Origin of the sequence: Arthrobacter sp. StoSoilA2 (assembly GCF_019977195.1) — a bacterium.
Classification (GTDB): domain Bacteria; phylum Actinomycetota; class Actinomycetes; order Actinomycetales; family Micrococcaceae; genus Arthrobacter.
Window position 1 is genome coordinate 4398812 of the sequence record NZ_AP024643.1, and the last position, 23525, is coordinate 4422336.

Sequence of the window (23525 nt, forward strand, 5' to 3'; positions counted from 1 at the left end):
CATGGCCAATAAAACCACTGCTGAAAAACTTGCCACCATCCAGCAGGGGTACGCCCTGGAAGGTGCCACCATCGAGCTGGGCGCGGCGATCGTCGATGGTGAAATCCACAAGGAGGCCCAGGTCAGGCTTCCCCTGGCCATGATGAACCGCCACGGCCTCGTGGCCGGCGCCACCGGTACTGGCAAAACGGTCACGCTGCACATGATTGCCGAACAGCTCTCGACGGCGGGTGTGCCGGTTTTCCTCGCGGACATCAAGGGTGATCTGTCGGGATTGGCCACGGCAGCAACTGCCAGCGAGAAACTCACGGCGCGCACCGAGGCCCTCGGCCAGCAGTGGCAGGGAAAGAACTTCCCCGTTGAATTCCTGAGCCTGGGCGGGGACGGCAACGGAATCCCGATCCGCGCCACCATCACCTCATTTGGGCCCATCCTGCTCTCGCGCATCATGGACCTCAACGACACCCAGGAGTCCAGCCTCCAACTGATCTTCCACTTCGCGGACAAGAACAAGCTCGAACTGATCGACCTCAAAGACCTCCGGGCCGTGATCCAGTTCCTCACGTCGGACGAGGGCAAGGAACAGCTGGAGGATCTTGGCGGTCTTTCCAAAGCCACTGCCGGAGTCATCCTGCGGGAACTCGTCACCCTTGAGGCGCAGGGCATGGAAAGGTTCTTCGGCGAACCGGAGTTCGATACGGCAGAGTTACTCCGCACGGCGCCCGATGGCCGGGGCGTGATCAGCTGCCTTGAACTCCCCACGCTGCAGACCAAGCCCCTGCTGTTCTCCACCTTCCTCATGTGGCTCCTGGCCGACCTTTTCGAAGACCTCCCCGAAGCCGGCGACCTCGACAAACCCAAACTGGTGTTCTTCCTGGACGAAGCACACCTGCTCTTCAGCGACGCCTCCAAGGCCTTCCTCGAGGCCATCACCACCACGGTCCGGCTCATCCGTTCCAAGGGCGTCGGCATCTTCTTCGTCACCCAAACACCAAAGGACGTCCCCGCCGATGTCCTGGGCCAGCTCGCCAACCGGGTGCAGCACGCCTTGCGCGCTTTCACCCCGGAAGATGCCAAGGCCCTCAAAGCCACGGTCTCCACATTCCCCGTCAGCGATTACGACCTCGAAGAGACACTCACCTCCGCAGGCATTGGTGAGGCCGTCATCACCGTGATGAACGAAAAAGGCGCGCCCACACCTGTTGCGCTCACCCGGCTGCGTGCCCCCGAATCCGTGATGGGCCCCAGCGCCGACGACCTCATCCGCAGCACCGTGGCCTCGTCCTCCCTTCTGGTCAAGTACGGGACGGCCGTAGACAACGTGTCCGCCTACGAGAAGCTCACCAGCAACGCCGTACCCTCCACCGGCGACGCCGCACCGGGATTGCCGCCGGTCCCGGCCAGCTCTCCTGGTCCGGGAGCTTCCGGGGGTACGCCCTACGACATCGACGCCGAAGCGCGCCGCATTGAGGAAGAGATCCTTGGCCGCCCGAGTTCCCGTCCGGCCCCTGCGCCCTCCTCCTTTCCTGCACCCTCCTCGCCGCCCGCGCCGACCTCTGCACCGCAGCGGGCGTCGCAGCAGGACGGCGGCATGTTGGGCGACCTTGCCGGGGCACTCGGCGGAGCCCTGGGCGGCGGCCTGAAGAGCATGGTCCGTTCCATGGGGACACAGCTTGGCCGCGACCTCATGCGCGGCGTTTTCGGTACCTCCTCGCGGCGCCGCCGCTAGCCCTTTTGGGCTGTCAAAAGCCCGACGGCGGGTGGCGGCCCGGGGTGGTGCCACCCGCCGTCGGGCATTTTACGTGCAGTCTTCGCAGGTCACGCTGACGCCCTCATGCACAGCTATCGCTGCCACGGCAGGTAACGTAAAGGGCGTGCAGTTGAGTCAAGCGATAGTCAGGACCGCAGCCGGATGGCTGCTCGGTCTGATGCTTGCTGTCGCCGGAGCCATCGTCTGCATCAACCTGGTGAGTTCCTCCGTGGCCAGTCCGCAACAGCCTGTCCGGGAGTATCTGGAGGCCTTGCAGAAGGGCGAAGGCGAGCAAGCCCTGGGACTGCTGCGAGCCAAAGTTCCCAATGCGAATGCCGCCATGCTCGACGGCACGGCCCTGCAAACTGCTGCCTCCAAACTGTCGGACATCAAACTCGGAAATGCCGAGTCCAGGGGCAATAACCGTGTTGCCGTTCCCATGGACTACACCTTGGACGGCAACCGGCTCCACACCGAATTCCTGATGGAGCGCACCGGGACCCAATGGTTGTTCTTCGGCAAATGGGCTTTCGTTCCCACCACGCTGCCCACCATCGAAGTGACGGTGGTCAACTCCAGTGAAGCAGCGCTCAACGGCGTCCCCGTGAACATGCCCAACGGCCGCAACACCTTTGCCGTGTTCTACCCCGGCAAATACGAAGCCAGCCTGAATGGCACCTACTTCGAGGCTCCTCCTGCCTCAGCCCTCGTTTCAAGCCGCGACGGCGGCCAGGCCCCCTTGAACCTGCAGACCAGGTCAACCAAGGCCATGAATGAAGCCGTTGCCGGTAAAGTGCGGGAATTCCTGGATACCTGTGCCGCCCAGGCCACCGAACAGCAGCGCCTCCAACCTGATTGCCCGTTCTACCACGCCAGCAACGCGCGCGTCGTAGACGGAACCATCAAGTGGGAAATTACCCAGTACCCCAAGATCACCATCGAGCCCTTCGGCGGAAAATGGGTCGTAGCCCCGCTCAACGGCAAGGCAAGGGTTTCCGCCCAAGAGATCAACTTGTTCACCGGCTTGGTCAACGACCTCAACGTGGAGCACGATTTCAGCTTCACCACCCAGCTGGACACCAACAACAACACCGTGACTGTCACCCCGCTGCTGACTTTCTAGGCGGCGCCGCACTGGCCCACCTTTCATCACCTAAGGCGCCCAGTCTGTGCTCGCGCCGGCTCCGAGGGGCCCAAAACCGGGCTGGTTACACCAAGCGCCGCCGCCGAAGGACCTCACGAACGTGCCGCAGCATCGCATCCGGCGTTTGGACCACATCGTCCTAGAAGAACCTGCACCAGCAAGCCCTGACGGATCGCCTCATTGTCCCTCCCACAATCCTTCTTGAACTGGCGAGGATTCAGATGAAATGCCAGCCCGTCGATTTCGACAATGACTGGCCCACTTCCGAAAAAGCCGAAGGTATGAAAAAGGCCCGGGTCCTCCCTCTCAAGGGTCAAACCCGGGCCAGTTCAGCAGGCTTAGTCCATGCCGCGCAGATCCAACACCAGCTCGGATTCGCCGTCGGCCTGCAGGATGACTGGAATGCCCCAATCCTGCTGGTACAGGTGGCAGGCTGCGTGGTCCGGAATCTCGCCGTCCTCGGTTTCAGGTCCGTCACAGGCGGCCGCACGGGCAGTGATGTGAAGGATGCCCTCGGGCACGTCGGACGACAATTCGATGGTTCGCAACAAGCCCACCGATGTCCCGCCCCCGGAGACCAACAGTTCCGGCGGAGTGGAAGAGACCTTCATTTGCGTGGGGTCGCCCCAGCGGTCATCGAGCTTCTGCCCGGTGGGGGCCTTGAAGCGAACGGCCAGCTCCAGGATTCCAGGTGTCACGGGGCTCTTGGGGCGGTGCGTCTGGGATGCCCCCTCATCCACCTGCTGGGCTTCCTTGGGAATCGGCACCAAAACCAGCTGATGCTTGTTTGACTCGACCACCACCAGCAGCGGCTCACTGTTGCTGTGGTTAACCACGACGACGTCACTCGGCTCAGCCAGGCCACGCGCCAATGTTGACACTGTCTTCGAGGCGGGATCGTACCGGCGAACGGCACCGTTGTATGTATCGGCGATCGCTACGGAACCATCCGGAAGTACCGTGACCCCCAAGGGGTGCTGCAGGCGTGCCTCGCTGGCGTCACCGTCACGGAATCCGAAGTCGAACAGTCCTTGGCCGACGGCTGTCTCCACCGTCACGCCCGTTTCGTCAAGCACCAAACGCCGCAATGAGGAAGTCTCCGAGTCGGCCACCCAGATGTTGTCATCGGCATCAATGGCCAGGCCGGACGACTGGGCGAACCAGGCGTCCTCCGCCACGCCGTCCAACAGCCCCTCCAGGCCCGAGCCCGCCAGGATGGAAACCTGGTTGGTCACGGGATCGAACGCAAAGATCTGGTGCGTCCCGGCCATAGCGATCACAACACGCTGCAGTTTCGCACTCCACACAACGTCCCAAGGCGAGGACAGAGAAACCCCGGTACCAAGGCCAAGCACCCCGACGTCGATTGCGTCGGCAGCAAAGTCAGCCGGACCGCCGTCGTGGTGTTCGGACCAGGCGCCCGCGCCCGTCTCGGTGACACGGGCAGGACCGGCATCGAGCAAGCGCTGCACACCGTTGCCGGCAACAGTCCGGACATGCCCTGAACTCAACGTCACCCCGCGAAGGCGGTGGTTCACAGTGTCTGCGACCACGGCGTCATAACCGAGCGTAGAAGCGAGCTCCGCCGGAAGAACAGCTATACCTTGCGGCTCGTTGAACTGGGCCGTGTCCGTGTCGCCGTCCGCGTACCCCTTAATGCCGGAGCCAATAACCCGCTCAACGGTTTTCAGGTCCGGGTGGAGCTCTACCAGGCGGTGATGCCCGGAGTCGACGACGAGGTAATTGCCATTGGCCAACTGTGTCGTTTTGCCCGGGAAGCGCAAAGTGCCCGACGTCGGCACGGGAGCGACGTACGGACCGTTGCCCCGGTGGAGGGTCCCCTTTGCTTCGTGCTCAGCAACAAGTTCCTCAAGCAGCACGGCGAGACCATCTGCGTGTCCTTCACCGGAAAGGTGCGCCACGATGTAACCCTCCGGATCCACGACCACCAGCGTGGGCCAGGCACGGGCTGTGTACGCCTTCCACGTGGCCAGCTCAGGGTCGTCCAGAACCGGATGATGGATCTCGTAACGCTCCACGGCAGCAGCAAGGGCAACAGGATCGGCTTCGTGCTCGAACTTGGGCGAATGCACGCCGACTGTCACCAGGACATCAGAGTACTTTTCCTCGAGGGGCCGGAGTTCGTCGAGAACATGCAGGCAGTTGATGCAGCAGAACGTCCAGAAGTCCAACAGCACGATTTTGCCGCGCAGGGATTCCAAGTCAAGGGACTTGCCGCCCGTATTGAGCCAGCCGCGGCCCTCCAGTTCGGAGGCCCGGACCCGGAGTTGGGTGCGTACGGTTTCGCTCATCAGCGTCCTTCCAGCTTCGTGTTTCGTTCGGTCTTGCTGCTTGCTTGGTCAACGCTTCCCCTCGCGTGGCCTGTTGAAGCGTTGTCCCCAGGGGCTGCGCCGTCAGTTGAAACGGTGCTGTCAGTTGAGACGGTGCTGTCGGTTGGGACGGTGCTGTCGCTTCGGATGGTGCTGTCCTCTGGAGTGCTACCCGGTATGGCTTCGGTCGGTCGGGTCGCTTCAGTCGTTTCAGTAGTCAGGGCCGTCTGTCTGGTTGAGGCCGGGCGGCCGGCCAATTTGGCATCGCGGTCAGCGAGCCGGGCAAACATATCGTTATAAGCACTGAGATCGGCGTCGTTATTCCTGTCGGCCGCACGGTCCACGCGTCGGGTCTCCCGCTCGTCCGAGCGTGACCACATGACCGCTACGCCGATTGCCACGAGCAAGGTGGGAACTTCGCCAATGCCCCAGGCCACAGCACCGCCCATTTGCTGGTCTGCGATGGCCGAGGCACCCCAGGTCCTGCCCAGGTTGCCGAAGTAGTCAGCAGCCAGCAGGCCTGTACCGCCCATGATGGCCACGCCAAAGAATGCGTGGAATCCCATGGTTGCGAGCAGGAGCAGCAGGCGCATGGGGTACGGCGCACGTCTCGGCAGTGGATCACTGCCGATCATGCTGAGTACAAAAATGTAGCCCGTCAGCAGGAAGTGCAGATTCATCAGCTCATGGCCTACGTGCTCCCGCATGGCAAGGCCGAAAAGGTCCGAGTAGTAGAACAGCACGATGGAGCCTGCGAAGTTCGCAGCGGCGAACAGGGGATGAGTCACCACCTGCGAGAACCGGGAGTGGACGAACAAGAGCAGCCACTCCCGAAGACCCCGCGAACCGTGGGCGCCTTCACCCCGGGAAGGCAGTGCACGCAGCGCAAGGGTCACGGGTGAACCCAACACCAGGAAGATCGGTGCCACCATGGTCAGGGCCATATGATCCACCATGTGGGCAGAAAACAGTACACGGCCATAGACAGCTGGCGGACCCGACGTGATGTACGTGAGAATCACCAGTCCAATCATCCAGTTCGCGGTCTTGAACCAGGACCAGCTATCCCCACGCTTGCGGACCTTGATGATCCCGAGGATGTAGGACACGGCGCCGAATAAGGCGACTCCAACCCACAGCCAGTCAAAACGCCATTCCGTAAGCCAGCGCTCTTGCGTAAGTTCAGGCGGAACCTCATATCCGGACAGGATGAAGGCCGGCGAGGCGTCCGGTGCGTACGTCGTGGGCTGCGGCGGGGCCGAGCGCCCGAGCGCCACGGCGAGGCCCGACGTCGCGCCCATCACCAGCAGCTCAACCAGAACCAGCTGCCACAGCACCCGCCGGGCAGACATCGAACCGCTCTTCCCCAGCTGGGGTATGACCCACTGACGATGCATGAAACCAATGCCACCCAGCACGAGGGTGGCAAGTGCCTTGGCAAGGATGAGCTGGCCATAGGCAGAGCCAAACAGATCGCCCGGGTTCGTCACGCGGATGGCTGCGTTTATCACACCGGACGCAAACACCAAGACGAAAGCAAAGCCAGCCAGGGCCGAGAACCTTCGGAGGGTCGGTTCCGTAATGTCGCTTGTCCCGGACCTCCTGGAGCCAGCGAGCAATCCGGAAAGGACCGCGAGCATGATGATGCCTCCCACCCACACAGAGACACCAACCAAGTGAAGGCCAAGCGAGTTGATGGCCCCTTCATGATCACTGGAGCTTGAGGAGTGACCGATCAGCGCGGCCGGAATCAGCCCGATCAAGGCAAGCAGCAGCGTAAAAGCGAGGCCGGTCAGCGATCGGACGCCGAAGAGCGCGGTGGTGACTACCGCAGCAATGATAGTGATGGCCAGCCAGGCCTTGCCCGTTTCTATGTCCGTCATGAAGTAGACAAGTGAGCGGGTGAATTCTGCGTCGCCGGAGAGCCCCTGACCCGCCACGTCCGCGTAGGTCAATACCAGGACCGCTACGGCAGACAGTGTCCAGGCGGCACCTGCCGCGGCGGCAACGGCAAGGGCGCGTGCAAAGGCTGGATGCTCCAGAGCCTCCAGATCCTTTTCACGGGATCGCGACGCCCTAAGGTTCTTGGGCAGGATTCCGACCGCGAAGATCAGTCCACCAATAACTGTGGCTATGGAAACGTTGTGGACGGCTTTCGCCACCGGCAGGCCCCACCGAACCAGCGCACCAGGGTCCGAGACCTGTCGGGCAGCAGAAGCACCGGAAAAGATGAGGGCTGCAGCCAAAGTCAGGAAGAGCACCGCGAGTCCAGCAAGCTGCCACGTGAGGGAAATGCCCGTGACGGCATCGCCTCCCCGCGCTCCCGGCTTGGGAACAGGCGATGGGGCGGTTGCGGAGCTTCTTGCTGATGGCACCTATCCATTGTCCGTTACCTATGGCTGGGCTGCGAATCGGGAACCATTTGGGGAGGAGTAGTGGGCGGGGCTTAACAGCAAAAAAGGGCGGCAACCAGTTGGTTGCCGCCCCTTTTAAGCGTTCGCCGAAGTTAGAATTACTTCTTCTTGGCGACAGCAGCCTTCAGCTTGGAGCCTGCGGTCAGCTTAACGCTGTGGCCAGCGGCGATCTGGATGGTTTCGCCCGTCTGCGGGTTACGGCCGGTGCGTGCTGCACGGTCGGTGCGCTCAACTGCGAGCCAGCCCGGGATGGTGATCTTCTCGCCAGCGGCAACAGAAGTCTCGAAAACTTCGAACAGTGCATCGAGCACGGAGTTGACGGCTGCCTGGCTGGTGCCAGCCTTGCCTGCTACCTCTGCAACGAGTTCACTACGGTTCTTAGCCATTTACGTCCTCCTGGACTAATACGTTTTTTGAGCTTTCAAGCGGAATGCGAGCAAGCCACTGCTCGAAAACTTACCAGCTTGCACCGGCTTGGCCAGCAAATTCCGCGTGTTTCCGCGCTTTTTTGACCAAAATCACCGGTTTTTCAAGGTTTTTGGGGGTGTGGACCGCACATGGCGTACCCTACGGCGTTGAAGAGGCCCCCAACCAGCGCAGGAAACCACGACGCCGGCAGCGCATCCAACCGCCGTGGATCAGAAGAGAATGCGCTGATACAGGACGTGGTCCTGCCATTCGCCTGCTATGTGGAGATAGGAGGGCGCCAACCCGATCCGCTCGAAGCCGCATCGTTTGAGGACCGCCTGCGAGGCTACGTTATGCATCAAGGTTGCGGCTTGGACACGGTGGAGTCCCAAATCGTCACTCGCGATGGAGAGAACCGCCTCCACCGAAGAAGTGGCAATGCCCTTGCCGGTGAACGCTTGGTCGACCCAATAGCCCAGGTTGGCGTTCATGAAGGGTCCACGGACTATGCCCGTCAAGGTAATCTGGCCGACGATATCCCCGTCGTGGAGAACTACCCACGGCACCTCCGTGCCTGCGGCATATTGGTTCAGTTTGCCCCGAACAACGGCGTCCTGCCCTGCCCTGGTATAGAACGCTTCGCTGCGCCGTGGTTCCCAAGGGGCAAGGTACTCTGCGTTCCGGGTGTAGGCGGCCGCCAAGGGCCCGACGTCGGACAAGGACAAAGTGCGAAGGTGGACTTTTCCCTTCACGGCATTCCCGGATGACACATCCAAAGTTCGGTTAAGGGGCATCCTGTGACTCTAGCGTCCTTGGTTGTGTGGTTAAAGTGGGGAAGCCCCGACCGTGGTGGTCGGGGCTTCCCGTTAATGTTTGTCCGGCGGTGTCCTACTCTCCCACACCCTCCCGGGTGCAGTACCATCGGCGCTGTGGGTCTTAGCTTCCGGGTTCGGAATGGGACCGGGCGTTTCCCCCACGCTATGACCGCCGTAACCTTGTTACCCGTCCCGCGCACCGGTTTTGGGGTGTGGGGTGGGAAGACTGTGTGGTTACAACTGTGGTGTTGTGTATTCAGTTGTTGGTTCCTGGAACGGTTGTTGTTCGGGAACCACATAGTGGACGCGTGCAGTGTGTTGTGTGTGGTGTAAGTTGTTGGCCTATTAGTACCGGTCAGCTTCACGAGTCTTTGGTCCTCGCTTCCACATCCGGCCTATCAACCCAGTGGTCTGGCTGGGGGCCTCTCACACGTATTGTGTATGGAAATCTCATCTTGAAGCGAGCTTCCCGCTTAGATGCTTTCAGCGGTTATCCCATCCGAACGTAGCTAATCAGCGGTGCACTTGGCAGTACAACTGACACACCAGAGGTTCGTCCGTCCCGGTCCTCTCGTACTAAGGACAGCCCTTCTCAAATTTCCTGCGCGCGCAGCGGATAGGGACCGAACTGTCTCACGACGTTCTAAACCCAGCTCGCGTACCGCTTTAATGGGCGAACAGCCCAACCCTTGGGACCTACTCCAGCCCCAGGATGCGACGAGCCGACATCGAGGTGCCAAACCATGCCGTCGATATGGACTCTTGGGCAAGATCAGCCTGTTATCCCCGAGGTACCTTTTATCCGTTGAGCGACGGCCATTCCACAATGTACCGCCGGATCACTAGTCCCGACTTTCGTCCCTGCTTGAGATGTCTCTCTCACAGTCAAGCTCCCTTGTGCACTTACACTCGACACCTGATTGCCAACCAGGCTGAGGGAACCTTTGGGCGCCTCCGTTACTTTTTAGGAGGCAACCGCCCCAGTTAAACTACCCATCAGGCACTGTCCCTGACCCGGATCACGGGCCGAAGTTAGATGTCCAAAGTGACCAGAGTGGTATTTCAACGATGACTCCACCCGAACTGGCGTCCGGGCTTCAACGTCTCCCACCTATCCTACACAAGCCACTCCGAACACCAATACCAAACTATAGTAAAGGTCTCGGGGTCTTTCCGTCCTGCTGCGCGTAACGAGCATCTTTACTCGTACTGCAATTTCGCCGAGTTTATGGTTGAGACAGCGGGGAAGTCGTTACTCCATTCGTGCAGGTCGGAACTTACCCGACAAGGAATTTCGCTACCTTAGGATGGTTATAGTTACCACCGCCGTTTACTGGGGCTTAAATTCTCAGCTTCGCCCACAAGGGGCTAACCGGTCCTCTTAACCTTCCAGCACCGGGCAGGAGTCAGTCCGTATACATCGTCTTGCGACTTCGCACGGACCTGTGTTTTTAGTAAACAGTCGCTTCCCCCTGGTCTCTGCGGCCCACACCCGCTCACGGAGAGCAAGTCTCCATCACGGGGCAGGCCCCCCTTCTCCCGAAGTTACGGGGGCATTTTGCCGAGTTCCTTAACCATAATTCTCTCGATCGCCTTGGTATTCTCTACCTGATCACCTGTGTCGGTTTGGGGTACGGGCGGCTAAAACCTCGCGTCGATGCTTTTCTAGGCAGCATAGGATCACCGGATCCCCCCGAACGGGAGTCCCATCAGATCTCAGGATCGTGCTCGAAACACACAGGAACGGATTTGCCTATCCCTGACCCTACATCCTTGGACCGGGGCAACCATCGCCCGGCCCGGCTACCTTCCTGCGTCACACCTGTTAATACGCTTACCTCCCGGGATCAGGTCCCGCGCTCGGCCAAAACCCACACACCACAAGGGTGGGCGGGCAGGCTCCGGGCGGTTAGTATCCCCCGCTTGGCATGGGCGGTTTTTCGCCGGTACGGGAATATCAACCCGTTGTCCATCGACTACGCCTGTCGGCCTCGCCTTAGGTCCCGACTTACCCAGGGCAGATTAGCTTGACCCTGGAACCCTTGATCATTCGGCGGACGGGTTTCTCACCCGTCTTTCGCTACTCATGCCTGCATTCTCACTCGTGTAGGCTCCACCGCTGGTTTCCACCGCGACTTCACTGCCCACACGACGCTCCCCTACCACTCCACACCCCTGAACCACGAAGGCTAGGGTACTGTGTGAAATCCACAACTTCGGCGGTGTACTTGAGCCCCGCTACATTGTCGGCGCGGAATCACTTGACCAGTGAGCTATTACGCACTCTTTCAAGGATGGCTGCTTCTAAGCCAACCTCCTGGTTGTCTTCGCAACTCCACATCCTTTCCCACTTAGCACACGCTTAGGGGCCTTAGTTGGTGGTCTGGGCTGTTTCCCTCTCGACTATGAAGCTTATCCCCCACAGTCTCACTGCTGCGCTCTCACTTACCGGCATTCGGAGTTTGGCTGACGTCAGTAACCTTGTAGGGCCCATCGGCCATCCAGTAGCTCTACCTCCGGCAAGAAACACGCAACGCTGCACCTAAATGCATTTCGGGGAGAACCAGCTATCACGGAGTTTGATTGGCCTTTCACCCCTACCCACAGCTCATCCCCTCCATTTTCAACTGAAGTGGGTTCGGTCCTCCACGACGTCTTACCGTCGCTTCAACCTGGCCATGGGTAGATCACTCCGCTTCGGGTCTAGATCACGCCACTACACTCGCCCTGTTCAGACTCGCTTTCGCTACGGCTACCCCACACGGGTTAACCTCGCGACGTAACACTAACTCGCAGGCTCATTCTTCAAAAGGCACGCCGTCACAGTTACTTGTGATTACTCACGACTGCTCCGACGGATTGTAAGCACACGGTTTCAGGTACTGTTTCACTCCCCTCCCGGGGTACTTTTCACCTTTCCCTCACGGTACTGGTCCGCTATCGGTCATTAGGAAGTATTTAGGCTTATCAGGTGGTCCTGACAGATTCGCACGGGATTTCTCGGGCCCCGTGCTACTTGGGATCCTCTCCAGGCGGTACACAACATTACGGTTACGGGGCTCACACCCTCTCTGGCCGGCCTTTCAAGACCGTTCACCTATGCCTGCACTACACACCCCACCGGTCCGGCAGAACCAGTACGGAAAGTCCCACAACCCCGCCCATGCAACGCCCGCCGGCTATCACACATGGAAACGGTTTAGCCTGATCCGCGTTCGCTCGCCACTACTAACGGAATCACTCTTGTTTTCTCTTCCTGCGGGTACTGAGATGTTTCACTTCCCCGCGTTCCCCCCACGCACCCTATGTGTTCAGATGCGGGTCACACAATCACCCAAAAGCGTTGTGCGGGGTTTCCCCATTCGGACATCCTGGGATCAACGCTCGGTTATCAACTCCCCCAGGCTTATCGCAGATTCCTACGTCCTTCTTCGGCTCCTAATGCCAAGGCATCCACCGTGTGCCCTTAAAAACTTGACCACACAAGATCAAAACTTACTCGAGAGAACCACGACCACAAAGGGCCAGGTTCATTCATAAGAAATTGCTGTAAGAACACACACAAACATGTGCGTGTTCTAGATGCTCGCGTCCACTATGTAGTTCTCAAACAACAACCCCGTCAACCAGACCCCCAACACCCACAAACACGGGTGCCGGTACGAACCGGAAGCAGGAACAAAAGAAACACCAGAACTGTGTCCCCCTGCATTGCTGCAAAAAGGTCCTGTTGCCTCAGGACCCAACAGTGCGCCAAACACAACCCACACAAACCACGCCCCGGCACGTTCCCAACACCACACACCCCCAAGGGGGCACGCACTGCCGTACTAACACCAGGACACAACCGGTAAGGCCATGCCAAACAAACGTTTGATTCGTTGATATTCCACCCATGAGCACCCACCGCAGAACATACGCCTGCGCAATGGGCAACACTGACAACCACCAGCCCCCGCATGCACGGGAACCAGACACGGTTGTTAGCAGCTCCTTAGAAAGGAGGTGATCCAGCCGCACCTTCCGGTACGGCTACCTTGTTACGACTTAGTCCCAATCGCCGGTCCCACCTTCGACGGCTCCCCCCACAAGGGTTAGGCCACCGGCTTCGGGTGTTACCAACTTTCGTGACTTGACGGGCGGTGTGTACAAGGCCCGGGAACGTATTCACCGCAGCGTTGCTGATCTGCGATTACTAGCGACTCCGACTTCATGGGGTCGAGTTGCAGACCCCAATCCGAACTGAGACCGGCTTTTTGGGATTAGCTCCACCTCACAGTATCGCAACCCTTTGTACCGGCCATTGTAGCATGCGTGAAGCCCAAGACATAAGGGGCATGATGATTTGACGTCGTCCCCACCTTCCTCCGAGTTGACCCCGGCAGTCTCCTATGAGTCCCCGCCATAACGCGCTGGCAACATAGAACGAGGGTTGCGCTCGTTGCGGGACTTAACCCAACATCTCACGACACGAGCTGACGACAACCATGCACCACCTGTAAACCGACCGCAAGCGGGGCACCTGTTTCCAGGTCTTTCCGGTTCATGTCAAGCCTTGGTAAGGTTCTTCGCGTTGCATCGAATTAATCCGCATGCTCCGCCGCTTGTGCGGGCCCCCGTCAATTCCTTTGAGTTTTAGCCTTGCGGCCGTACTCCCCAGGCGGGGCACTTAATGCGTTAGCTACGGCGCGGAAAACGTGGAATGTCCCCCACACCTAGTGCCCAACGTTTACGGCATGGACTACCAGGGTATCTAATCCTGTTCGCTCCCCATGCTTTCGCTCCTCAGCGTCAGTTACAGCCCAGAGACCTGCCTTCGCCATCGGTGTTCCTCCTGATATCTGCGCATTTCACCGCTACACCAGGAATTCCAGTCTCCCCTACTGCACTCTAGTCTGCCCGTACCCACTGCAGAACCGGAGTTGAGCCCCGGTCTTTCACAGCAGACGCGACAAACCGCCTACGAGCTCTTTACGCCCAATAATTCCGGATAACGCTTGCGCCCTACGTATTACCGCGGCTGCTGGCACGTAGTTAGCCGGCGCTTCTTCTGCAGGTACCGTCACTTTCGCTTCTTCCCTACTGAAAGAGGTTTACAACCCGAAGGCCGTCATCCCTCACGCGGCGTCGCTGCATCAGGCTTTCGCCCATTGTGCAATATTCCCCACTGCTGCCTCCCGTAGGAGTCTGGGCCGTGTCTCAGTCCCAGTGTGGCCGGTCACCCTCTCAGGCCGGCTACCCGTCGTCGCCTTGGTAGGCCATTACCCCACCAACAAGCTGATAGGCCGCGAGTCCATCCAAAACCACAAAAGCTTTCCACCACCATGACATGCGCCAGATGGTCATATCCGGTATTAGACCCAGTTTCCCAGGCTTATCCCAGAGTCAAGGGCAGGTTACTCACGTGTTACTCACCCGTTCGCCACTAATCCCCCCAGCAAGCCAGGGATCATCGTTCGACTTGCATGTGTTAAGCACGCCGCCAGCGTTCATCCTGAGCCAGGATCAAACTCTCCGTTGAAAACAAAAAATCAAACAGACACAACCACACCCACCGGAAATAACGGCGAACACGGCTGCACAAAATTCGAAACCAGCTGAAAACCAAACCACCACACACGGGGGTGCATGACGATCCGGCATATAATTTCAACCAATCAAAAAAACAATCGGCATCAACAAACTTGGCACACTATTGAGTTCTCAAACAACAGACCCTCCAAAACATCACCCCGGACAGCGCACCACAAAAGCAGCACACCCAACAGGGCCATTGGAAAAGAAGAGTTATTTTTGGCCGCCTACCGAACCGTACACACCTTCCGGCTTTCCGTTTCGCACCCGGCGACTCAGAAAACAATACACGCCCCACACCCCCAACGCAAATCCACCCCAACACACCCAAACACACCCCCAAAAACCCGCGCCAGCACCGCCGTCGAGCACTACTCCGCACGCGTCAATGAGCCAGTTGCGCTTCAACTTCAGGCAAGAAGGTCAGGCATTCCGAAGTGCCCATGCAGACCATCGTCGAGGAATCGCATGATCGATGCGATCCTGTCGCCAGACTGGGTTGGCTCGATCACCAACAGTCCGCGGGCCCGGCCTTGCAGATAGCAAACGAACGCCGGCCTGCCACCGGCAGTGACAGCGGTCAGCGCGTAGTTGCCGCCAGGCCGGCCAGCCGCACTGGCACGGAGGAAAGCCCCGACGGCGTGCCGGCCCACGTAAAGTTCGCTGGCCGGGGGCATGGCTAGCCAGCATTGATCTGTGAGGAGCTCAAGGACGGAATCGACGTCGTCCCGCGAGAAGGCATCCGCAAACTTACGGGCTAATTCGTGGTGGCGTTGTCCGGTGGTGATTGGCCTTGAAGAAGGCCCGGAGGAGCGAGCGCGCTGAAGAAGGCCCTTAACCGCCGTCGGGCCTATCGCGAGCAGCTCAGCAGCTTCGGTAACGGTGAAGTCCAAGACATCACACAGGATCAACGTTGCAGCCTGGCGCGGCGGCATCCGTTGAAGCGCAACAACAAACGCGAGCTCGACACTTTCGCGGGCAACCGCCTGCGCAGCAGGATCAAGCTCGTCGACCAAGGCGTCGGGGTAAGGCTGCAAATGCGGTAGATCGAATCGGTCGTTCGGGTTTGGTGGCTCGAAGGGAGGTACAGGGGCCGGGCGAGGTCTTCGACGTTGTTCCCTCAGAGCATTAAGCGAACGTGTAGTGGCAATCCGATAGAGCCACGTACGCAAGGACGATCGGCCGGCAAATCCAGGCAGCCCTTTCCATGCCGCAAGCAAAACCTCCTGCAGCAGATCATCTGCATCATCAACAGATCCTGTAATTCTGTAGCAATGCAGATGAAGCTCCCGGCGAAAGGGGGCTACGAGCGAGGCAAAAGCCTCCTCATCACCGGACCGGGCAGCCTCCAACTCGGCTGAAGTCACGGTTCAATATTGGCACGGACCCACCAGGGCGTTCCGATCTGCTGCGAGGTGGTGTCTAAACAGGAGTATCCGCCTACGAAAGGAATCAGACCATGTCTGAAAAACAGGCCATAGCCGTTGACATCGCAATCGCATACCACCGGGCATGGACGTCCGGGAACCTGGAGTCAGCAATCAAGCACTTAGCCGAGGATGTCGTCTGCCATGCACCGTCCGGCACCATCAGCGGTAATGCCGCTGTCCGGGCATTCATGGAGCCCTTCGCTGCTACCCTCACAAAATCCGCGCTTCTTGCGGCTTACGGGTCCGACGACCAAGCAATGCTCATGTACGACACAGCCAATCGGGCAGTTCCAAGCGCTCCAGGCGCAGAACTGTATCGCATTCACAAGGATCAGATCGCCGAGATCCACATCATCTTCGATCGTCTGCCTTTCGCCTTGGCACGTGGCGACGTCGTTAGGACCTGAGCGCCTGGTTGGGTTGTTAGGTGTGGTTAAAGTGGGGAAGCCCCGACCGTGGTGGTCGGGGCTTCCCGTTAATGTTTGTCCGGCGGTGTCCTACTCTCCCACACCCTCCCGGGTGCAGTACCATCGGCGCTGTGGGTCTTAGCTTCCGGGTTCGGAATGGGACCGGGCGTTTCCCCCACGCTATGACCGCCGTAACCTTGTTACCCGTCCCGCGCACCGGTTTTGGGGTGTGGGGTGGGAAGACTGTGTGGTTACAACTGTGGTGTTGTGTATTTAGTTGTTGGTTCCTGGAACGGTTGTTGTTCGGGAACCACATAGTGGACGCGTGCAGTGTGTTGTGTGTGGTGTAAGTTGTTGGCCTATTAGTACCGGTCAGCTTCACGAGTCTTTGGTCCTCGCTTCCACATCCGGCCTATCAACCCAGTGGTCTGGCTGGGGGCCTCTCACACGTATTGTGTATGGAAATCTCATCTTGAAGCGAGCTTCCCGCTTAGATGCTTTCAGCGGTTATCCCATCCGAACGTAGCTAATCAGCGGTGCACTTGGCAGTACAACTGACACACCAGAGGTTCGTCCGTCCCGGTCCTCTCGTACTAAGGACAGCCCTTCTCAAATTTCCTGCGCGCGCAGCGGATAGGGACCGAACTGTCTCACGACGTTCTAAACCCAGCTCGCGTACCGCTTTAATGGGCGAACAGCCCAACCCTTGGGACCTACTCCAGCCCCAGGATGCGACGAGCCGACATCGAGGTGCCAAACCATGCCGTCGATATGGACTCTTGGGCAAGATCAGCCTGTTATCCCCGAGGTACCTTTTATCCGTTGAGCGACGGCCATTCCACAATGTACCGCCGGATCACTAGTCCCGACTTTCGTCCCTGCTTGAGATGTCTCTCTCACAGTCAAGCTCCCTTGTGCACTTACACTCGACACCTGATTGCCAACCAGGCTGAGGGAACCTTTGGGCGCCTCCGTTACTTTTTAGGAGGCAACCGCCCCAGTTAAACTACCCATCAGGCACTGTCCCTGACCCGGATCACGGGCCGAAGTTAGATGTCCAAAGTGACCAGAGTGGTATTTCAACGATGACTCCACCCGAACTGGCGTCCGGGCTTCAACGTCTCCCACCTATCCTACACAAGCCACTCCGAACACCAATACCAAACTATAGTAAAGGTCTCGGGGTCTTTCCGTCCTGCTGCGCGTAACGAGCATCTTTACTCGTACTGCAATTTCGCCGAGTTTATGGTTGAGACAGCGGGGAAGTCGTTACTCCATTCGTGCAGGTCGGAACTTACCCGACAAGGAATTTCGCTACCTTAGGATGGTTATAGTTACCACCGCCGTTTACTGGGGCTTAAATTCTCAGCTTCGCCCACAAGGGGCTAACCGGTCCTCTTAACCTTCCAGCACCGGGCAGGAGTCAGTCCGTATACATCGTCTTGCGACTTCGCACGGACCTGTGTTTTTAGTAAACAGTCGCTTCCCCCTGGTCTCTGCGGCCCACACCCGCTCACGGAGAGCAAGTCTCCATCACGGGGCAGGCCCCCCTTCTCCCGAAGTTACGGGGGCATTTTGCCGAGTTCCTTAACCATAATTCTCTCGATCGCCTTGGTATTCTCTACCTGATCACCTGTGTCGGTTTGGGGTACGGGCGGCTAAAACCTCGCGTCGATGCTTTTCTAGGCAGCATAGGATCACCGGATCCCCCCGAACGGGAGTCCCATCAGATCTCAGGATCGTGCTCGAAACACACAGGAACGGATTTGCCTATCCCTGACCCTACATCCTTGGACCGGGGCAACCATCGCCCGGCCCGGCTACCTTCCTGCGTCACACCTGTTAATACGCTTACCTCCCGGGATCAGGTCCCGCGCTCGGCCAAAACCCACACACCACAAGGGTGGGCGGGCAGGCTCCGGGCGGTTAGTATCCCCCGCTTGGCATGGGCGGTTTTTCGCCGGTACGGGAATATCAACCCGTTGTCCATCGACTACGCCTGTCGGCCTCGCCTTAGGTCCCGACTTACCCAGGGCAGATTAGCTTGACCCTGGAACCCTTGATCATTCGGCGGACGGGTTTCTCACCCGTCTTTCGCTACTCATGCCTGCATTCTCACTCGTGTAGGCTCCACCGCTGGTTTCCACCGCGACTTCACTGCCCACACGACGCTCCCCTACCACTCCACACCCCTGAACCACGAAGGCTAGGGTACTGTGTGAAATCCACAACTTCGGCGGTGTACTTGAGCCCCGCTACATTGTCGGCGCGGAATCACTTGACCAGTGAGCTATTACGCACTCTTTCAAGGATGGCTGCTTCTAAGCCAACCTCCTGGTTGTCTTCGCAACTCCACATCCTTTCCCACTTAGCACACGCTTAGGGGCCTTAGTTGGTGGTCTGGGCTGTTTCCCTCTCGACTATGAAGCTTATCCCCCACAGTCTCACTGCTGCGCTCTCACTTACCGGCATTCGGAGTTTGGCTGACGTCAGTAACCTTGTAGGGCCCATCGGCCATCCAGTAGCTCTACCTCCGGCAAGAAACACGCAACGCTGCACCTAAATGCATTTCGGGGAGAACCAGCTATCACGGAGTTTGATTGGCCTTTCACCCCTACCCACAGCTCATCCCCTCCATTTTCAACTGAAGTGGGTTCGGTCCTCCACGACGTCTTACCGTCGCTTCAACCTGGCCATGGGTAGATCACTCCGCTTCGGGTCTAGATCACGCCACTACACTCGCCCTGTTCAGACTCGCTTTCGCTACGGCTACCCCACACGGGTTAACCTCGCGACGTAACACTAACTCGCAGGCTCATTCTTCAAAAGGCACGCCGTCACAGTTACTTGTGATTACTCACGACTGCTCCGACGGATTGTAAGCACACGGTTTCAGGTACTGTTTCACTCCCCTCCCGGGGTACTTTTCACCTTTCCCTCACGGTACTGGTCCGCTATCGGTCATTAGGAAGTATTTAGGCTTATCAGGTGGTCCTGACAGATTCGCACGGGATTTCTCGGGCCCCGTGCTACTTGGGATCCTCTCCAGGCGGTACACAACATTACGGTTACGGGGCTCACACCCTCTCTGGCCGGCCTTTCAAGACCGTTCACCTATGCCTGCACTACACACCCCACCGGTCCGGCAGAACCAGTACGGAAAGTCCCACAACCCCGCCCATGCAACGCCCGCCGGCTATCACACATGGAAACGGTTTAGCCTGATCCGCGTTCGCTCGCCACTACTAACGGAATCACTCTTGTTTTCTCTTCCTGCGGGTACTGAGATGTTTCACTTCCCCGCGTTCCCCCCACGCACCCTATGTGTTCAGATGCGGGTCACACAATCACCCAAAAGCGTTGTGCGGGGTTTCCCCATTCGGACATCCTGGGATCAACGCTCGGTTATCAACTCCCCCAGGCTTATCGCAGATTCCTACGTCCTTCTTCGGCTCCTAATGCCAAGGCATCCACCGTGTGCCCTTAAAAACTTGACCACACACAAACCAGCAAACCCACAACAAAGGGGCCCACCGGTTCACGATGCATCATCTATTCGAGAGAACCACGGCCACAAAGGGCCAGGTTCATTCATAAGAAATTGCTGTAAGAACACACACACAAACATGTGCGTGTTCTAGATGCTCGCGTCCACTATGTAGTTCTCAAACAACAACCCCGTCAACCAGACCCCCAACACCCACAAACACGGGTGCCGGTACGAACCGGAAGCAGGAACAAAAGAAACACCAGAACTGTGTCCCCCTGCATTGCTGCAAAAAGGTCCTGTTGCCTCAGGACCCAACAGTGCGCCAAACACAACCCACACAAACCACGCCCCGGCACGTTCCCAACAACACACACCCCCAAGGGGGCACGCACTGCCGTACTAACACCAGGACACAACCGGTCAGGCCATGCCAAACAAACGTTTGATTCGTTGATATTCCACCCATGAGCACCCACCGCAGAACATACGCCTGCGCAATGGGCAACACTGACAACCACCAGCCCCCGCATGCACGGGAACCAGACACGGTTGTTAGCAGCTCCTTAGAAAGGAGGTGATCCAGCCGCACCTTCCGGTACGGCTACCTTGTTACGACTTAGTCCCAATCGCCGGTCCCACCTTCGACGGCTCCCCCCACAAGGGTTAGGCCACCGGCTTCGGGTGTTACCAACTTTCGTGACTTGACGGGCGGTGTGTACAAGGCCCGGGAACGTATTCACCGCAGCGTTGCTGATCTGCGATTACTAGCGACTCCGACTTCATGGGGTCGAGTTGCAGACCCCAATCCGAACTGAGACCGGCTTTTTGGGATTAGCTCCACCTCACAGTATCGCAACCCTTTGTACCGGCCATTGTAGCATGCGTGAAGCCCAAGACATAAGGGGCATGATGATTTGACGTCGTCCCCACCTTCCTCCGAGTTGACCCCGGCAGTCTCCTATGAGTCCCCGCCATAACGCGCTGGCAACATAGAACGAGGGTTGCGCTCGTTGCGGGACTTAACCCAACATCTCACGACACGAGCTGACGACAACCATGCACCACCTGTAAACCGACCGCAAGCGGGGCACCTGTTTCCAGGTCTTTCCGGTTCATGTCAAGCCTTGGTAAGGTTCTTCGCGTTGCATCGAATTAATCCGCATGCTCCGCCGCTTGTGCGGGCCCCCGTCAATTCCTTTGAGTTTTAGCCTTGCGGCCGTACTCCCCAGGCGGGGCACTTAATGCGTTAGCTACGGCGCGGAAAACGTGGAATGTCCCCCACACCTAGTGCCCAACGTTTACGGCATGGACTACCAGGGTATCTAATCCTGTTCGCTCCCCATGCTTTCGCTCCTCAGCGTCAGTTACAGCCCAGAGACCTGCCTTCGCCATCGGTGTTCCTCCTGATATCTGCGCATTTCACCGCTACACCAGGAATTCCAGTCTCCCCTACTGCACTCTAGTCTGCCCGTACCCACTGCAGAACCGGAGTTGAGCCCCGGTCTTTCACAGCAGACGCGACAAACCGCCTACGAGCTCTTTACGCCCAATAATTCCGGATAACGCTTGCGCCCTACGTATTACCGCGGCTGCTGGCACGTAGTTAGCCGGCGCTTCTTCTGCAGGTACCGTCACTTTCGCTTCTTCCCTACTGAAAGAGGTTTACAACCCGAAGGCCGTCATCCCTCACGCGGCGTCGCTGCATCAGGCTTTCGCCCATTGTGCAATATTCCCCACTGCTGCCTCCCGTAGGAGTCTGGGCCGTGTCTCAGTCCCAGTGTGGCCGGTCACCCTCTCAGGCCGGCTACCCGTCGTCGCCTTGGTAGGCCATTACCCCACCAACAAGCTGATAGGCCGCGAGTCCATCCAAAACCACAAAAGCTTTCCACCACCATGACATGCGCCAGATGGTCATATCCGGTATTAGACCCAGTTTCCCAGGCTTATCCCAGAGTCAAGGGCAGGTTACTCACGTGTTACTCACCCGTTCGCCACTAATCCCCCCAGCAAGCCAGGGATCATCGTTCGACTTGCATGTGTTAAGCACGCCGCCAGCGTTCATCCTGAGCCAGGATCAAACTCTCCGTTGAAAACAAAAAATCAAACAGACACAACCACACCCACCGGAAATAACGGCGAACACGGCTGCACAAAATTCGAAACCAGCTGAAAACCAAACCACCACACACGGGGGTGCATGACGATCCGGCATATAATTTCAACCAATCAAAAAAACAATCGGCATCAACAAACTTGGCACACTATTGAGTTCTCAAACAACAGGTCACTATTCCAAAGCAGTACCACCAGCCTTCGCTGGATCGCTCCGGAGCAACTTTTCAAAGTTACCCGATCAACCCGATCTTGGCAAATCAACGTTTCCGCGATTCCCGATCCAGGCCCCGGCCCCACCCGGCAACCAGCACGCCCAAAAGCGCACCATATTCCAGGCTGTTATCAAAGGGGGTCGGCCCCCGCAGTTCCCAGCACCAAGCTGTCTCACTCGCGGCGACTCAGAAGACATTACACGCCCACCAGCCCCCACACAAATCCACCCCAACACCACCCAAAAACCGGCCAAAACCGCCCAAACACAGGCCAAACAACGCCACAGACCCGCCAAAACCACCCCAAAACCCCAAAAACCAACCCCAGTGAAGCCCATCACACCAACCACACCCCCACCACCCCGCCGCCAAACACCCAAGCCAACCACCGCCGTCGAACACCACACCCCCAACCCACCAAAACCCCGCACGATCCGAGAGAACGATCCCCCAAACCCCGCACGACATGAGAGAACATCCGAAGAAGGCGGCGCTCATCCGGCAGCGCGCGTCCAAGGCAGGAACGACCGAGCGCGCAGAGGAAGACCACCACCTTCGCGCCGCACCAACCACCCAGCCACCCAGCCACCCACGCGCCAACCTCCCAACCGCCTTCGCGCCAACCACGCACAAACACCCTTAAACGCAGAAAAGGCCGGCAACCATAACGGTTGCCGGCCCTTTCAGAGCTTCGTGATTACCAGGAAGACTTGGTGATACCCGGGAGCTCACCGCGGTGAGCCATGTCGCGGAAGCGAACACGGGAGATACCAAACTTCTGGAAGGTGCCGCGGGGACGGCCGTCGATCTGGTCGCGGTTACGCAGACGGATCGGGGAGGCGTTGCGGGGCAGCTTCTGCAGGCCGAGGCGTGCAGCTTCGCGTGCTTCGTCAGTCGCGTTGGGGTCAACCAGGGTCTTCTTCAGTTCGAGACGCTTGGCAGCGTAACGCTCAACAATGACCTTGCGCTGCTCGTTGCGAGCAATCTTTGACTTCTTTGCCATGTGTTTAGCGCTCCTCTCGGAATTCGACGTGCTGGCGGATCTTGGGGTCGTACTTCTTCAGGACCAGACGGTCAGGATCGTTACGACGGTTCTTGCGCGTTACGTAGGTGTAACCCGTGCCCGCAGTGGACTTCAGCTTGATGATCGGACGTACGTCCTTGTCCTTTGCCATTAGAGCTTTACTCCTCGTGCCAGGATGTCGGCGACGACAGAGTCGATGCCGCGTACGTCGATTGTCTTGATGCCACGGGCTGACAGGGTCAGCGTGACGTTACGGCGCAGGGACGGAACCCAGTAGCGCTTCTTCTGAATGTTCGGGTCGAACCGACGCTTGTTGCGGCGGTGCGAGTGCGAAATGCTGTGTCCAAAGCCCGGCTCGGCCCCGGTCACTTGGCAGTGTGCTGCCATGACTCTCCTCCAAAGATTGAATGTA

The 23525-nt window shown here is 58.6% G+C and carries 11 protein-coding genes and 6 rRNA genes; 3 read left to right on the forward strand and 14 right to left on the reverse strand.

The window, feature by feature from the left end; genetic code table 11:
• Window position 1 precedes the first annotated feature (1 nt).
• Together LDN82_RS20080 and LDN82_RS20085 are read left to right on the forward strand one after the other, a co-directional pair.
• Window positions 2-1729: a helicase HerA-like domain-containing protein gene (locus tag LDN82_RS20080; RefSeq protein ID WP_224165592.1), complete on the forward strand. Its 1728-nt coding sequence runs from the start codon at window positions 2-4 to the stop codon at window positions 1727-1729.
• Between the two features lie 115 nt (window positions 1730-1844).
• Window positions 1845-2873 (forward strand): hypothetical protein, encoded by a 1029-nt coding sequence (locus LDN82_RS20085; protein WP_224167586.1) that lies wholly within the window; start codon window positions 1845-1847, stop codon window positions 2871-2873.
• A gap of 359 nt (window positions 2874-3232) precedes the next feature.
• On the opposite strand, the gene LDN82_RS20090 is transcribed toward LDN82_RS20085, so the two are convergent.
• The 8 genes from LDN82_RS20090 to LDN82_RS20125 form a co-directional block, all read right to left on the reverse strand.
• Entirely contained in the window at window positions 3233-5206 is a 1974-nt protein-coding gene (locus tag LDN82_RS20090; protein WP_224089442.1) for an NHL domain-containing thioredoxin family protein, read from the reverse strand.
• Window positions 5206-7518: a cytochrome c oxidase assembly protein gene (locus LDN82_RS20095; protein WP_224167587.1), complete on the reverse strand. Its 2313-nt coding sequence runs from the start codon at window positions 7516-7518 to the stop codon at window positions 5206-5208. The genes LDN82_RS20090 and LDN82_RS20095 overlap by 1 nt, the downstream gene beginning before the upstream one ends.
• A 218-nt stretch (window positions 7519-7736) precedes the next feature.
• Window positions 7737-8024: an HU family DNA-binding protein gene (locus LDN82_RS20100; protein ID WP_011776355.1), complete on the reverse strand. Its 288-nt coding sequence runs from the start codon at window positions 8022-8024 to the stop codon at window positions 7737-7739.
• Between the two features lie 252 nt (window positions 8025-8276).
• The gene (locus LDN82_RS20105) at window positions 8277-8840 is read right to left on the reverse strand and encodes a GNAT family protein (RefSeq protein ID WP_224089444.1); all 564 of its coding nucleotides are present in this window, start codon (window positions 8838-8840) and stop codon (window positions 8277-8279) included.
• Window positions 8841-8921: 81 nt separating this feature from the next.
• A 5S ribosomal RNA gene (gene rrf / locus LDN82_RS20110) occupies window positions 8922-9038 on the reverse strand.
• A gap of 147 nt (window positions 9039-9185) precedes the next feature.
• Window positions 9186-12341 (reverse strand): 23S ribosomal RNA (locus LDN82_RS20115).
• A 518-nt stretch (window positions 12342-12859) separates the two neighbouring features.
• Window positions 12860-14382: ribosomal RNA gene (locus tag LDN82_RS20120) — 16S ribosomal RNA — on the reverse strand.
• 463 nt (window positions 14383-14845) lie between these two features.
• Window positions 14846-15802 (reverse strand): RNA polymerase subunit sigma-70, encoded by a 957-nt coding sequence (locus LDN82_RS20125; RefSeq protein ID WP_224165593.1) that lies wholly within the window; start codon window positions 15800-15802, stop codon window positions 14846-14848.
• 92 nt (window positions 15803-15894) lie between these two features.
• Between LDN82_RS20125 and LDN82_RS20130 the strand changes: the two genes are divergently transcribed.
• On the forward strand, window positions 15895-16272 hold the full coding sequence (locus LDN82_RS20130) for a nuclear transport factor 2 family protein (RefSeq protein WP_224165594.1): 378 nt from the start codon (window positions 15895-15897) through the stop codon (window positions 16270-16272).
• Between the two features lie 77 nt (window positions 16273-16349).
• Here LDN82_RS20130 and rrf (LDN82_RS20135) read toward each other — a convergent pair.
• The 6 genes from rrf (LDN82_RS20135) to rpmB all read right to left on the reverse strand — a co-directional run bounded on the left by rrf (LDN82_RS20135) (window position 16350) and on the right by rpmB (window position 23500).
• A 5S ribosomal RNA gene (rrf, locus tag LDN82_RS20135) occupies window positions 16350-16466 on the reverse strand.
• Between the two features lie 147 nt (window positions 16467-16613).
• Window positions 16614-19769, reverse strand: a 23S ribosomal RNA gene (locus tag LDN82_RS20140).
• A gap of 560 nt (window positions 19770-20329) precedes the next feature.
• Window positions 20330-21852 (reverse strand): 16S ribosomal RNA (locus LDN82_RS20145).
• Together the 16S, 23S and 5S rRNA genes form the textbook arrangement of a ribosomal RNA operon.
• A 934-nt stretch (window positions 21853-22786) precedes the next feature.
• Entirely contained in the window at window positions 22787-23092 is a 306-nt protein-coding gene (gene rpsN, locus LDN82_RS20150; RefSeq protein ID WP_216927432.1) for a 30S ribosomal protein S14, read from the reverse strand.
• Window positions 23093-23096: 4 nt separating this feature from the next.
• The gene (rpmG, locus tag LDN82_RS20155) at window positions 23097-23264 is read right to left on the reverse strand and encodes a 50S ribosomal protein L33 (protein ID WP_003798558.1); all 168 of its coding nucleotides are present in this window, start codon (window positions 23262-23264) and stop codon (window positions 23097-23099) included.
• Window positions 23264-23500, reverse strand: coding sequence for a 50S ribosomal protein L28 (rpmB, locus tag LDN82_RS20160; protein WP_011776361.1), 237 nt, complete (start codon window positions 23498-23500; stop codon window positions 23264-23266). The genes rpmG and rpmB overlap by 1 nt, the downstream gene beginning before the upstream one ends.
• Window positions 23501-23525: the final 25 nt, after the last annotated feature.

What these genes read in the sequence shown, in the direction of transcription:
- rpsN (WP_216927432.1), bottom strand. Translation starts at nt 23,092, where the DNA reads ATGGCAAAGAAGTCAAAGATTGCTCGCAACGAGCAGCGCAAGGTCATT.
- LDN82_RS20105 (WP_224089444.1), bottom strand. Translation starts at nt 8,840, where the DNA reads ATGCCCCTTAACCGAACTTTGGATGTGTCATCCGGGAATGCCGTGAAG.
- LDN82_RS20080 (WP_224165592.1), top strand. Translation starts at nt 2, where the DNA reads ATGGCCAATAAAACCACTGCTGAAAAACTTGCCACCATCCAGCAGGGG.
- LDN82_RS20100 (WP_011776355.1), bottom strand. Translation starts at nt 8,024, where the DNA reads ATGGCTAAGAACCGTAGTGAACTCGTTGCAGAGGTAGCAGGCAAGGCT.
- rpmG (WP_003798558.1), bottom strand. Translation starts at nt 23,264, where the DNA reads ATGGCAAAGGACAAGGACGTACGTCCGATCATCAAGCTGAAGTCCACT.
- LDN82_RS20130 (WP_224165594.1), top strand. Translation starts at nt 15,895, where the DNA reads ATGTCTGAAAAACAGGCCATAGCCGTTGACATCGCAATCGCATACCAC.
- rpmB (WP_011776361.1), bottom strand. Translation starts at nt 23,500, where the DNA reads ATGGCAGCACACTGCCAAGTGACCGGGGCCGAGCCGGGCTTTGGACAC.
- LDN82_RS20090 (WP_224089442.1), bottom strand. Translation starts at nt 5,206, where the DNA reads ATGAGCGAAACCGTACGCACCCAACTCCGGGTCCGGGCCTCCGAACTG.